11 protein-coding genes are annotated in these 13,627 nt (G+C 66.5%); 7 read left to right on the forward strand and 4 right to left on the reverse strand.

Annotated features, from left to right (window positions below; genetic code table 11):
• Positions 1–22 precede the first annotated feature (22 nt).
• Positions 23–2,383 (reverse strand): DNA polymerase II, encoded by a 2,361-nt coding sequence (locus AAHK21_RS26100; protein WP_367858830.1) that lies wholly within the window; start codon positions 2,381–2,383, stop codon positions 23–25.
• Between the two features lie 92 nt (positions 2,384–2,475).
• The gene (locus AAHK21_RS26105) at positions 2,476–3,681 is read right to left on the reverse strand and encodes an MFS transporter (protein WP_367858831.1); all 1,206 of its coding nucleotides are present in this window, start codon (positions 3,679–3,681) and stop codon (positions 2,476–2,478) included.
• Positions 3,682–3,795: 114 nt separating this feature from the next.
• Between AAHK21_RS26105 and AAHK21_RS26110 the strand changes: the two genes are divergently transcribed.
• Positions 3,796–4,707, forward strand: a complete 912-nt coding sequence (locus AAHK21_RS26110) for a LysR substrate-binding domain-containing protein (RefSeq protein WP_367858832.1) — start codon at positions 3,796–3,798, stop codon at positions 4,705–4,707.
• On the opposite strand, the gene AAHK21_RS26115 is transcribed toward AAHK21_RS26110, so the two are convergent.
• Positions 4,688–5,608 (reverse strand): LysR substrate-binding domain-containing protein, encoded by a 921-nt coding sequence (locus AAHK21_RS26115; protein ID WP_367858833.1) that lies wholly within the window; start codon positions 5,606–5,608, stop codon positions 4,688–4,690. The genes AAHK21_RS26110 and AAHK21_RS26115 overlap by 20 nt on opposite strands.
• A gap of 171 nt (positions 5,609–5,779) precedes the next feature.
• On the opposite strand from AAHK21_RS26115, the gene AAHK21_RS26120 reads away from it, so the two are divergent.
• From AAHK21_RS26120 to AAHK21_RS26145, 6 genes are all read left to right on the forward strand, one after another.
• Positions 5,780–6,556 (forward strand): YqcI/YcgG family protein, encoded by a 777-nt coding sequence (locus AAHK21_RS26120; protein WP_046855075.1) that lies wholly within the window; start codon positions 5,780–5,782, stop codon positions 6,554–6,556.
• Between the two features lie 2 nt (positions 6,557–6,558).
• Positions 6,559–7,191, forward strand: coding sequence for a LysE family translocator (locus tag AAHK21_RS26125; protein WP_367858834.1), 633 nt, complete (start codon positions 6,559–6,561; stop codon positions 7,189–7,191).
• Positions 7,192–7,217: 26 nt separating this feature from the next.
• On the forward strand, positions 7,218–8,318 hold the full coding sequence (locus AAHK21_RS26130) for a hypothetical protein (RefSeq protein WP_046855073.1): 1,101 nt from the start codon (positions 7,218–7,220) through the stop codon (positions 8,316–8,318).
• Positions 8,319–8,485: 167 nt separating this feature from the next.
• Entirely contained in the window at positions 8,486–9,151 is a 666-nt protein-coding gene (locus AAHK21_RS26135; protein ID WP_367859037.1) for a sel1 repeat family protein, read from the forward strand.
• Between the two features lie 128 nt (positions 9,152–9,279).
• Positions 9,280–9,903 (forward strand): ferric reductase-like transmembrane domain-containing protein, encoded by a 624-nt coding sequence (locus AAHK21_RS26140; RefSeq protein WP_367858835.1) that lies wholly within the window; start codon positions 9,280–9,282, stop codon positions 9,901–9,903.
• A gap of 15 nt (positions 9,904–9,918) precedes the next feature.
• The gene (locus AAHK21_RS26145) at positions 9,919–10,407 is read left to right on the forward strand and encodes a DoxX family protein (protein ID WP_367858836.1); all 489 of its coding nucleotides are present in this window, start codon (positions 9,919–9,921) and stop codon (positions 10,405–10,407) included.
• 69 nt (positions 10,408–10,476) lie between these two features.
• Here AAHK21_RS26145 and AAHK21_RS26150 read toward each other — a convergent pair whose 3' ends face one another.
• A complete protein-coding gene (locus tag AAHK21_RS26150) occupies positions 10,477–13,623 on the reverse strand; it encodes an efflux RND transporter permease subunit (protein ID WP_367858837.1) in 3,147 nt (1,048 codons plus the stop codon).
• Between the last annotated feature and the right edge of the window lie 4 nt (positions 13,624–13,627).

Here is a 13,627-nt window from a genome sequence, read left to right on the forward strand (position 1 = left end):
CACTAGCCGGCTACCACCGCACTCAGAACAGCGCCAGTTGACGATCGATCAGCGCCGCGAAGTCATCGGCGACAAAGGGCAGGATGGCATCGGCCACCGGTTGCAGCTGGCGGGTCAGGTAGTGGTCGTAGTCCAAGGGCGCCTGGCGGTTCTCCAAGGGCTCCGGGCCGGCCGTGGTGATGACATAGCTGATCCAGCCGCCACGCTGGTACTGCAACGGGCGCCCGAGGCGGGCGTTGTACTCGTCCGCGAGCCGCGCCGCGCGCACATGCGGCGGCACGTTGCGCTGGTAGTCGGCCAGCGGCCGGCGCAGGCGCTTGCGATAGACCAGCAATTCATCCTGTTCACCGGCCAGGGTGCGCTCGGTATAGCCGCGCACATAGTCGCGATACAGCTGGCCCCGAAATACCCGGCCATAGAGCTCCTGCTGGAACTGTCGGGCCAGGGGCGACCAGTCGGTGCGTACAGACTCCAGGCCCTTGTAGACCATCTCCTCGCTGCCGTCGCCACGTCGTACCAGGCCGGCATAGCGTTTCTTGCTGCCTTCGTCGGCGCCACGGATAGTCGGCATGAGAAAACGCCGGTAGTGGGTTTCGTATTGCAGCTCCAGGGCGCAGTCCAGACCCAGGGTCTCGGCCAGGTGGCGGCGCCACCACTGGTTGACCTCGGCCACCAGCTCGCGGCCGATGCGCGCAGCGCCCTCTTCATCGTGGGCGCTCTTGAGCCAGACGAAGGTGGAGTCGGTATCGCCGTAGATCACATCAAAGCCCCGCGCTTCGATCAGTGCCCGGGTCTGGCGCATGATCTGGTGCCCGCGCATGGTGATCGACGACGCCAGGCGCGGGTCGAAGAAGCGGCAGCCGCTGGAGCCAAGCACGCCGTAGAAGGCGTTCATGATGATCTTCAGCGCCTGCGACAGCGGCGCGTTGCCATCACGCTTGGCCGCCTCGCGGCCCTGCCACACCCGTTCGACAATCGCCGGCAGGCAATGCTGGCTGCGCGAGAAACGCCCGCCACGAAAGCCCTCCACCGAATGTGTGTCGTCCGGCTGGCGCAGGCCCTCGACCAGGCCCACCGGGTCGATCAGGAAGGTGCGGATGATCGAGGGATACAGGCTCTTGTAGTCGAGCACCAGCACCGAATCGTACAGGCCGGGCCGCGAATCCATGACGAAGCCGCCTGGGCTGGCCTCGCCCTCAACACTGCCCAGGTTGGGCGCGACATAACCCAGGCGGTGCATGTGCGGGATATACAGGTGGCAGAACGCGGCCACCGAACCGCCGCTGCGGTCCACGGCAAGGCCGGTGACCGATGAACGTTCGAGCAGGAACTCCAGCAGCCGGGTATGGGCGAAGATCCGCGTGACCAGTTCGCAATCCTTGAGGTTGTAGCGGGCCAGGGCCGGCTTGTCCTCGGCGAACCGACGGTTGATCTCGTCCATGCGCTGGTAGGGCGTGTCGATGGCCTTGCCCTCGCCGAGCAACTGTTGCGCGACGCTTTCCAGGCTGAACGAGGGGAAGCTCCAGGTCGCCGAGCGCAGGGCCTCGATACCGTCGATCAACAACCGGCCCGGCGCCTCGGCGAAGAAATGGCTGCGGCTGCCATGCTCGCGCAGGTGCAGCGGCGCGCCGTCGCGACCCAGGCACAGCGGCACCTGCAGGCGCTGGGCATGCTCGTGCAGCAGGCGCAGGTCGAATTGCACCAGGTTCCAGCCGATGATCGCATCGGGGTCGTGGCGGGCCAGCCACTGGTTGAGGCAAGTGATCAGTTCGGCGCGGTCGCCGCAGTAATGCAGGTCGAAGTCTATCTCGCCGGCCTCGCCGTTGGCCGGCCCGAGCATATAGACCTGACGCTGGCCGCAGCCTTCCAGGGCAATGCTGTACAGCTCGCCACGCTCGCTGGTCTCGATATCCAGCGACACCAGGCGCAAGGTTGGGCGATAGTCGGGGTCGGGCTTGAGCTGGGCATCGAGCAAGGTGCCCTGGTCGTCGGCGCGGCCATCGAAACGCACCGGCGCGGTGATGAAGCGCTCCATCAGGTAGCGCTCCGGCGGGCGGATATCGGCTTCGAACACCTCGATGCCCGCGCCGCGCAAGCGTTTTTCCAGGGCGATCAGCTGGCGGTGCTGGCGGCAGTACAGGCCCATGACCGGGCGCAGGTCGAAGTCGCGCAGTTGCAGCGGCTTGAGTTCGACGCCCTGTTCATCGGCCAGCAGCAAGCGGGCATGTTCGGCCTGGGCGGCGGGCAGGAAAGCCACCGAGGGCTGCGGGGCCAGGCGCACGCGCCGTGGCCCCTGGTCGGTGGCCAGCCAGAACTCCACGCAGGTGCCTTCGGGCGTGTCATGCCAGTGGCGGGTCAGGACGAAGCCTTGTTGCAATTGCACTGCGGGGGACCTCGGATCGCTGCTTTGTTCGCACCTGCTGATTGTAACTGTCCTGTCGTCAGAAATGCTGCCTCGCGGATACGGACGTCGGGCTAGCGGGCGCCGGCGGCGAACCCGGCTCGGCGTCCGCCCAGCACCAGCAACCATGCCAACCCCACCAGTGCCAGCACCACCGCGCCAAACGCCCCGACCCCGGCGCCCACCAGCAACAGCCCACCGATGATGCCACCCAGGGCGATGGCGCTGTTCCACACGGTCACCAGCATCGACTGCGCCACGTCGCCGCCCTCGCCCGCCGCATCGGCGCAGGCCGTTTGCAGCAGCGTCGGCGCGCCGCCGTAGGTCAGCCCCCACAGCGCCACGCTGACATGCACCAACCAGGGTGCGCCTTGCACCTGCCCCAGCACCAGGGTCGCCAGGGCGAAGCCGGCCAGGCACAGCAACACCAACCCGCGCAGATGCCGATCGACCCCCAGGCCGACCAGGGCGATGCCGGCCAGCGAGGCCAGGCCGAAGGTCATCAGCACCTGGCCCACCGCGTCGGCCATGCCCGCCGCGGCCAGCAGCGGCACGATGTAGGTGTAGAGAATGTTATGGCCAAGTATCCACGCCAGGATCACCAGCAGCACCCGCGCCACACCCGGGGTGCGCAACACCGCCAGGGCCGCGGGGCGCTTGCCCGCAGCCTGGCCGGGAAAGTCCGGTACTGCCCGCACCACCCAGGCGGCCAGCAGCAATGCGGCCAGGGTCACCATCACGAAGGTGGCCCGCCATCCCATCAATGCCCCCAGCCAGGTACCGATGGGCAAGCCCAGCGACAAGGCGATGGGCTGCCCCAGCATCGCCACTGCCATGGCCTTGCCCTGCTGTACCGGTGCCACCATGCGCCGCGCATGACCGGCGATCAGGCCCCAGGCCAGGCCGGCGGCGGCACCGGTGCAAAAACGCAGGAGCAAGGTGAGCGTGTTGTCCGAGGACACCGCAGTCAGCCCGTTGAAAAGGATGAAGCCGCCAATGGCCAGCAGCAGTGCCCGGCGGCGCCACCAGCCTTGGGTCAGGGTCACCAGCGGGATGGCCGTGAGCAACGACCCCAAGGCGTAGGCGGTGACCCATTGCCCGGCCATGGCCTGGCTGATCTGCATGCCGTCGGCGATCTGGTCGAGCAGACCGGCCGGCAGGGTCTCGCTGAGGATGGCGATGAAGCCGGTCAGGGCCAGCGCCAGCAAGCCGCTCAGGGGCAGGCGCGTGGCACTGGCGGGGGATGCGCCGGCGCAGGCCGCCGGGGAAGGTGAATGCATGATGGTCTCCGGTTTGTCGAACAGGCAGGCATCTTGCGCCGCTGGGGTATTGCGGAAAAAGCCGGGTACAATTCCGCTCAGTCAGGACACCAACGTCCGCAATCGGAGCACAGCATGGACAGCCTCAGTGGCTTCATGGTCTTCATTCGGGTCGCCGAAGCCCGCAGCTTCGTCGCCGCCGGCCAATCGCTGGGGATCAGCGCGTCAGCCGTGGGCAAACGCGTGGCCCGGCTGGAAGAGAAACTGGGAGTGCGCCTGTTCCACCGCAGCACGCGCAGCATCACCCTGACCGCCGAGGGCACGCTGTTCCTCGAGCGCAGCCGGCGCATCCTGGCCGAGATCGAGGCCACCGAGCAGGCACTTTCCCAGGCCAGCGGCGCGCCACGCGGGCGCCTGCGGGTGAGCCTGCCGCAGGTGACCGGGCTGGTGATGCCGGCGCTGGCCGAGTTCATGGCGCGCTACCCGGAGATCGAACTGGACCTGGACTTCAGCGACCGCATGGTGGATATCGTCGGCGAGGGTTTCGACGTGGTGATGCGCGGCGGCCAGCCGCTGGATTCAAGGCTGAACGCCAAGTTCCTCGGGCACTTCCAGCATCGCCTGGTGGCGTCCCCCGAGTACCTGCGCGAACGCGGCACGCCACAGCACCCCCGCGAGCTCGGCGGGCACAGCTGCCTGCACTATCGCTTCCCCAGCAGCGGCAAGCTGGAAACCTGGCCACTGCGCCGGGAACACCCCGAACAGGACTACGCCATTCCCATCTCGATGGTCTGCAACCATGTCGAGACGCGCATCTGCTTCGCCCTCAACCACCGTGGCATCACCTGCCTGCCGGACTTCAGCGTGCGCCGGGAGCTGGCGGCCGGCAGCCTGGTCAGCGTGCTCGACCCCTTCATGGAGCGGCGCGGCAGCTTCTACCTGCTGTGGCCCTCGGGGCGGCAGATGCCGCCCAAGTTGCGGGTGTTCATCGACTTCATGCTCGAGCGGGTGCTGCCGGCCACCGACCTCAGCCGTACAGGTAGCTGATGTCCTTGTGCGACAGCGGCGGCACCTGCGCCACCAGGTAGTCGCGCAGCTTGTGCATCTGGTGGGCCTTGGGGCTGGACTTGAGCCAGGTCATGTAATAACCGTCACCGGTGGCCACGGCGTGGGGGAACGGCGTGACCAGGTTGCCGGCGGCAAGGTCGCCGCTGGCCAGCACCAGGTCGACCACCGAGATGCCCAGCCCCTGCTGGGCGGCTGAAATCCCCTGGTCGAGGGTGTCGAACACCTGGCCCTGGTCGATGCTGATGTCCAGCGCGTCCATGCGCGCCAGCCAGCGTCGCCAGTCGCGACGGTCCGGCGAGGGGTGGAGGAATTCGCAACCGGAGAGCACCGACAGTTCCGGCCGCGCCTGCTCGAGATAACTTGGGTGACACACCGGGATCAGCCATTCATCGAACAGCTTGAGGCTCTCCACATCCGCCGCGAAGCGCCCGTTGCCCAGCAGGATGGCGCAGTCATAGGGTTCGGAATAGAAGTCCACCGCATCGATGTCCATCCACACGCTGGACAGCTGCACCGAACAGCTGTTGTCGACCTTCTTGAAACCGTCCAGGGCCCGCAGCAGCCAGCGCACGGTGAGCGTGGACGGCGCCTTGAGCCGCACGCCGTAGCGATCCTGGCGCAACAGCGCGCAGGCATTCTCGATGATCTTGAAGCCGACCTTGAGTTCCTGGGCCAGCAGGCGGCCAGGCTCGGTCAGGCGCAGCTTGGGGCCGCGGCGCTCGAACAGGTCGCAGCCGAACAGGGCTTCGAGGGTCTTGATGTGGTGGCTGACCGCGCCCTGGGTAAGGGCCAGTTCCTGGGCCGCGCGGGTGAACGAACCATAGCGCGAAGCCACTTCGAAGGCGCGCAAGGCGTGCAAGGCTTGAATCCGTTCCGACATGGCGCCTTCCAGAGCATGAGTGAAGCTAATAGTAGGTCATAGATCCAGGCGTTTTACAACGCAGGACCCATCTCCGAAAATGCCGGTAAATAACAATTATATATAACCAACCTGCACGGATATGACGAAAAAGTTCTATTAACGCTGCATTCGGATCTACCTGGGGAAATCATGTTTACGGGTTATGGAATCTGCTACCGCCTGGATGCGCTAGAGCTAGCCGACGAACATGTCCAGAACCGCCACCACTGGACACACAAGACCATAGAACACTTCAAGGAAACCCTGGCCAACCCTGACTTTCCCTGCCTGTTCGGGCGCAAGGCAGTCACGGCGCGCACCTGCCATATCGTCTTCGCCCGCGCCGCACGGCTGGCCGAGGATATCGCCGGGGGCCTGGCCGACTACATCGCCACCATCACGCCGATCCCGCTCAAGCAGCGTATCGGCAACCCGTTGCTGGTGTTTCTCGAAACGGCCGCCGACTCCTCGCTCGAGGCGCAGCAGGCGCTGGCCTGGGATGTGCTGCGCGAGGTCCACGCCCGTGACACGCTGCCATGGCCCGAGGAGATCCCGCAGGACCCGCATGACACACGCTGGTCATTCTGCTTCGCCGGCATGCCGCTGTTCATCAACATGAGCTTCCCCGCCCATCGCCTGATGAAAAGCCGCAACCTGGGCCCGCACATCGCCTTCGTCATCAACCCGCGGGAGAGCTTCGACGAGGTTGCCAGCGCCGGTACCGAGAGCGGCCAGCGCATCCGGGCGCGGATTCGCGAGCGGGTGCGCCACTACAACGACGGCGTCATGCCCCAGACCCTTGGCTTCTTCGGCCAGGACGACAACTTCGAATGGAAGCAGTACCAGTTGCAGGAGCCCGGCTCGCCAAGCCCGGCACGCTGCCCGTTCCATACCCACGCAACAGCTGAACCCCTTACCGAGAACTGAACGTGAATACCGCACTGACCGCCACCTATGCCCTCACCGTCCTGCTGCTGATCGCCACGCCCGGCCCGGTGGTGGCCCTGATCGTCAACACCGCCGCCGCCTCGGGCTCGCGCAAGGCCCTGTTCACCGCGGTCGGCACCAACTGGGCCTCACTGGTGCTGATCGGCGCGGCCGCCTGGATCATCCTGACCAGCGCGGCCATCGACAAGGCCTGGCTCAGCGGCATGAGCCTGCTGGGCTGCCTGTTCATCGGCTACATCGCCCTGGGTACCCTGCGCGAAGCGCTGCAAGCCCCGGCCGAGGGCGCCACCCAGGCCGCAACCGGCGTGCAGCCGGGCCGTGGCGGCCTGCTGCAGGGCTTCATGGTCGGCATCTCCAACCCCAAGGACATCATCTTCTTCATCGCCTTCTTCCCGCAGTTCATCCAGATCACCGAGTCGTTCGGCAAGAGCATGGTGGTGCTGTCGCTGCTGTGGATCGCCATCGATTTCGCCGTGCTCAGCCTGTACATCTTCGCCATCGGCAAGATCGCCTCGCCGCGCAGCAACCGCCTGATCAGCCTGGCCTCGGGCGTCGCCCTGCTGCTGATCGCCGCGGTCGGCCTGGCCTACAACATCAGGGAACTGGCCGCCTGAGCCTGCCCTCACACCAAGGAGCGCCCATGACACCGACCGACAGCGCCACCCCCGGCAGCATGGGCACGCCCGACCCCCTGGCAGAGGATTACCAGCGCTTCCTGCAACTGGGCAGCCGCCGGGCGCCGCACACGCTGTACGTGCATGAGCGCGGCTACCGTTCCGGCACCATCAACACCGACGCGCTGGGCATGCGCTACAGCCATTGCGCCGGCAAGCGCTTCTCGGTGGCCGAGCGCGGCGGCGCGGCGCGGGTCAACCTGCTGGTGGGCGGCTCCACCGCCATGGGCATCGGCGCCAGCTCCGACGAGCACACCGTGGCCTCGTACCTGTCGATGCTGACCGGTGAGATCTGGCTGAACCTGACCGGTTGCGGGCTCAATGCCACGCAGGAACTGCTGATGTTCCTCACCCACCAGCACCGCTTCGGCCAGATCGGCCATGTGGTGGTGCTCAGCGGCCTCAACTCGCTGGCACAGGAGGCCCTGGCCGAGGTATTGGCCGGCGCGCAGGACCCGCATCGGGCACAGGCCTACCAGGACTTTCTCAATCGCTTCAACGAAGGGGTGCAAGCCACCGGCGAGGCACGCCGCGAATCGCTCTGGCAGCGCCTGGGCCAGGTCCTGGCGCCTGCGCGACAACCGCGCTGGCCGGACATCGAGCCGCTGTCCAGCCCCGACAAGCGTCTGATCCGCGCCGCCGATTGCGTCGGCCGGACCCTGCGTCAATGGGATCGCCTGCTGGCCGACGGCCACACCACCCTCACCTTCATCCTCCAGCCACTGCTACCCTGGTGCCGCGAGGTCGTGCCCAGCGCCGAACAGGCCATGCTCGGCGAGCTCGAGCGCCAGCCGTCGAATTTCGATCGCCTGCTCGGCGACACCTTCGACAGCCAACTGCACATGGCTTTCTTTCGCCGTATCAAGAACCAGGCCGAGCCGGTGCCGTGCTATGACATGAACAGCATGCTCAGCAGCTCGCCGGTCTTCAGCGAACACCTGTTCGTCGACCGCCTGCACTTCAACGACCTGGGCAACAACGCGCTGGCCAAGGTGATCACCGCCAAGCTGGGGCTGGCCCAGGAAAGACAGGCCCTGCGCAAGGTTGCGCCGATCAAGCTGGTCTGATGGCCGTACGCCGGGCTTTCGGCGAAGGGGCGCGGATGGATAGAATACGCTGTCGTCGCTCCTGATTTGCCCGAGGCAACCGCGTAACTGCCATGATCATCCCAGCCGTCCCTTCGTTTCCAGCCCACCGTCAGGGTCGCAGCCATCGCGCCGGCCTTACCGTGGCGATGCCGTTGCTGCTGGCCGCCGTCGGCGCTCAGGCCCTGGAAGTGAACATCGACCCCCATGCCGACCTGCTCTACCGCCAGGCATTGCCCCTGCTGGAACAGGCCGACAACCAGGACGACAGCGCCAGCCCGCTGCGCACCGCCATTGGCGACCCCGAGCTCAGCCGCCAGGGCCAGGCCATGGCGCACACACTGCCCACGGCCGTGGCGCTGCTGAAAAAATCCGTCGCCCTCGGCCACCCGGTGGCCCAGTATCGCCTGGCGCTGTACTACACCACCTATTTGCCGGCCAACCAGATCGCCGAGGCCGCCTGCCCCTTGCTCGAGGCCAGTCTCAAGCAAGGTTTTGCCCCACCGGCGCTGGCCATCGCCCACTGGTGCACGCCCTACAATGCCAGCCCGGCCTACCGCGAGGCCCTGGAGGCAGTCCCGAGCATGGCCACCCTGTATGCCGCCTACTATCCGCAGCCGGCCACCCGCCTGGCCTGCAATCGCAGCCGGCCGCAGGGCCTGCAGCTGCAGTGGGGACGCCAGCGCGACTACCAGGCCGAGATCTACCGGCTGCTGGGTGAACTCGATCCGCGCCAGCATCAGACCTTTCTGCAGAAGGCGGTGGAGATCAATGGTTGCGCGGCAGCGCAGCAGCGTCTGACCAGTACCCGCTGAGCGCCACTACACAGCGATACATAACACCGCCCTCCTCGACACACTGTCGATACCCCGCCAGCACAGACTTCCGGCCAGCACAGCGCGACGGCAACCCGCCGTCGCCGAGCACGCCGGAAACCCTGCCCATGAAAGCGTTACCACTGCCCTCTGGCTGGAAGCTGTTCCACGCCCTCGCGGCCCTGACCCTGCTGATGACCGCTGTGGTGCTCGTCACCCATCCGCTGGGGGCCGACGGCCTGCGCAGCGCCATTCGCGCCACGGCACGCAGCTCTTTCGCACTGTTCCTGCTGACCTTCCTGGCCTCGACGCTGGTCACCCTGCTCCCCGGCCAGGCCAGCCTCCAGTTGCTCCGTGAACGGCGCTACCTGGGCCTGGCCTTCGCCTTCTCGCATACGGTCCATGGCGTGCTGATCTACCTGTATGCGCAACGCTACCCGGAGTTGTTCTGGGCCGGGCGCAGCGCCGTGGCGAACATCCCGGGCGCGGTGGGTTACGTGTTCATCCTGTTGCTGGCCCTGACCTCGTTCAAGGCACCGATGCGCCTGCTCGGCCCACGCCTGTGGAAAGGCCTGCACAGCACCGGCACCTGGGTGCTGGCGGCGGTGTTCTGCCTGTCGTTCTACAAGCGCACCCCCATGGGCGGTTGGTACCCGCTGGCGTTCGCCCTGATGTTCGCCGCCATCACCCTCAAGCTCATCGCCAAGCAGGCCCAACGCTCACGCCGGGCCGCCACTGCCCTGTCGCACTGACACAAGGAGATCACCATGCTGACAAACACCCTGACTCGCCCGTTCATAGCCCTCGACCGGGCCGGCAGCTGGAGCGCCGACCTGCCGCTGCGCCTGTTCCTGGCCTGGGAATTCTTCGAATCGGGCCTGGAGAAGTTCAATGGCGCCAACTGGTTCGCCGACCTGCAAGGCAGTTTTCCGTTCCCGTTCGACCTGCTGCCGGCGGGCCTGAACTGGCAACTGTCGATGTGGGCCGAGCTGCTCTGCCCGCTGCTCCTGCTACTCGGCCTCGGCACCCGCCTGGCGTCGGCAGTGTTGATGGTGGTGACAGTAGTGGCGATAGCGGCAGTGCACTGGCCAAGCCAGTGGTCGAGCCTGGCGGAACTGGGGCGGGGGTATGCGATCAGCGACCAGGGGTTTGGCAACTTCAAGCTGCCGCTGATCTACCTGGTGGCGTTGTTGCCACTGCTGTTGAAAGGCTCTGGAAGGTTGAGCCTGGACCACTGGCTGTGGCGTCGGCGTTGAAGCATCGCGGGGCAAGCCCGCTCCCACAGTGATGCTTGCGTGGGAGCGGGCTTGCCCCGCGATAGAGGTTCACGCAGTCTCGGCCTCATCGCGCCGGTGCGCCCACTGGTACAACGCCGGCAGCACCAGCAAGGTCAGCGCCGTCGACGACAGGATCCCGCCGATCACCACCGTCGCCAGCGGTCGCTGCACCTCGGCACCGGTGCCAGTGGCCAGGGCCATCGGGATGAACCCGAGCGATGCCACCAGCGCGGTCATCAGCACTGGCCGCAAGCGGGTCAAGGCGCCCTCCTCGACTGCGGCACGCAGGCCGCGCCCTTCCTCACGCAGGTTGCGGATGAAGGCGATCATCACCAGGCCGTTGAGCACCGCCACCCCGGAAAGCGCGATAAAGCCCACGCCCGCCGAGATCGACAGCGGAATGTCGCGCAGCCACAGCGCCAGCACGCCACCGGTGAGGGCGAAAGGAATCCCGGTGAACACCAGCAGACCGTCCTTGAGGTTGTTGAACATCATCAGCAACAAGGCCATGACCAGCAGCAACGACACCGGTACCACCACGCGCAGGCGCTCGGCCGCCGATTGCAACTGCTCGAACTGGCCGCCCCAGCGGGTCCAGTAGCCCGGTGGGATCTGCACCTGGTCGATCAAGGTCTGCGACGCCTCCTCGACGAACGAGCCCAGGTCACGTCCACGCACGTTGGCACTGACCACCACCACGCGTTTGCCGTCTTCGCGGCTGACCTGGTTAGGACCCAGCTGCAGGTTCAGCGTGGCCACCTGGGACAACGGGATGAAGCCGATCTGCGCGGCCCCCGCGGCGGCACTGGCCGGCACCGGGATCAGCAGGCTCGACAGCCCGTCGACATCGGTGCGCAGCGCCTCGGAGAGGCGTACCACCATGTCGAAGCGACGGTCGCCTTCGTACAGGGTACCGGCGGTACGGCCCCCCACGGCGATGGCAATGGCATCCTGCACATCGCCCACGTTCAAGCCGTGGCGGGCGGCCTTGTCGCGGTCGATATCGATGGTCAGCACCGGCAAGCCGGTGGTCTGCTCGACCTTCACCTCGGACGCCCCCGTCACTTGCTGCAAGCTGGCGGCGATCTGCGCGGCGGTGCGGTTGAGCACCTCCATGTCATCACCGAACACCTTCACCGCCACATCGCTGCGCACCCCGGAAATCAGCTCGTTGAAGCGCAACTGGATCGGCTGCGACAGCTCGTAGTTGCTGCCCGGCACGCTGGCCGCCGCCTGCTGCACCTCGGCAATCAGCGCGTCCCGCGACTTGCCCTGGTCCGGCCACTGCTCGCGCGGCTTGAGCATCACGTAGGCGTCGGAAATGTTCGGCGGCATCGGATCGGAGGCGATCTCGGCGGTGCCGGTGCGGGCGAACACTCGCTCGACTTCCGGCACCCGCTCGATGATGGTCTTCTCCAGGCGCTGCTGCATGTCCACCGACTGCGACAGGCTGGTGCCCGGCACGCGCAGGGCCTGCAGGGCGAAGTCACCCTCGCTGAGGCTGGGGATGAACTCGCTGCCCATGCGGCTGGCCAGCACACCGGACAGCAGCACCAGGGTGGCTGCGCCGGCAAAGGCCAGGTTGCGCCGGCCCAGCACCCACTCCAGCACCGGGGCATAACGACGGCGGGCGGTGCGCATGACCACGCCCTCTTCTTCCTTCACCTTGCCGGTGACGAACAGCGCGAGGGCCGCGGGGACGAAGGTCACCGAGAGGATCATCGCCCCCAGCAGCGCCATCACCACGGTGAAGGCCATGGGGTGGAACATCTTGCCCTCGACCCCGGTCAGGGCAAAGATCGGCAGGTACACCACCATGATGATCAATTGCCCGTAGATCAGCGGCCGGCGCGCCTCGCGGGCGGCGGCAAACACTTCGTGGAAGCGCTCGGAACGGGTCAGCATGCGGCCATGATGCTGCTGGGCATGGGCCAGGCGGCGAATGGCGTTCTCGACGATCACCACCGCGCCGTCGACGATGATGCCGAAGTCCAGCGCACCCAGGCTCATCAGGTTGGCGCTGACCTTGTTGCTGAACATGCCGGTAAAGGTGAACAGCATCGACAACGGGATGACCATGGCGGTGATCAGCGCGGCGCGGATGTTGCCCAGGAACAGGAACAGCACCGCGATGACCAGGATCGCGCCTTCGATGAGGTTCTTCTTCACCGTGGCGATGGCCTTTTCCACCAGGTTGGTGCGGTCGTACACGGTGATCGCCACCACGCCCTTGGGCAGGCTGCGGTTGATCTCCTCGAGCTTGGCCGCCACCGCCTGGGACACCGTGCGGCTGTTCTCGCCGATCAGCATGAACACCGTGCCCAGCACCACTTCCCGGCCGTTCTCGGTGGCGGCGCCGGAGCGCAGCTCCTGGCCCAGGCCGACCTGGGCCACGTGGCTGACGCGGATCGGCGTGCCGTCGACGCTGGAGATGACGATGCTGGCGATGTCCTCGGCCGAAGCCACCTGGCCTGGGGCGCGGATCAGCAATTGCTCGCCGTTGCGTTCGATATAACCGGCGCCGACGTTGGCGTTGTTGCGCTCCAGGGCGGCGATCAGGTCGTTGAGGGTCAGCTTGTAGGCAGCCAGGCGCTTGGGCTCCGGGGCGATCAGGTACTGCTTGGCGTGGCCGCCGATGCTGTTGACCTCGGCCACGCCAGGCACATTGCGCAGCTGCGGCTTGATGATCCAGTCCTGGATCACCCGCAGGTCGGTGGCGGTATAGGGTGTGCCGTCGTCCTTCAGCGCGCCTTCCGTGGCCTCGACCGTCCACAGGAAGATCTCGCCAAGGCCGGTGGAGATCGGCCCCATGGCCGCCTCGATGCCCTCGGGCAACTGCTCGCGCGCCACCTGCAGGCGCTCGTTGACCAGTTGCCGGGCGAAGAAGATATCGGTGCCGTCATCGAAGATCACCGTCACCTGCGACAAGCCCGAGCGCGACAGCGAGCGGGTCTGCTTCAGGCCCGGCAACCCGGCCATGGCGGTCTCGATGGCGAAGGTGATGCGCTGCTCGGTCTCCAGGGGTGAATAGCCCGGCGCGGCGGTGTTGATCTGCACCTGCACGTTGGTGATGTCGGGCACGGCGTCGATGGGCAGCTTCTGGTAGCTGTGGATGCCCACGGCGGCCATCAGCACCACGGCGAGCATCACTACCAGGCGCTGCTCGATGGCGAATTGGATCAGGCGTTCGAACATGGAA

The sequence above is a fragment of the Pseudomonas sp. TE50-2 genome (assembly GCF_040813665.1).
Taxonomy (GTDB): Bacteria; Pseudomonadota; Gammaproteobacteria; order Pseudomonadales; family Pseudomonadaceae; genus Aquipseudomonas; species Aquipseudomonas soli.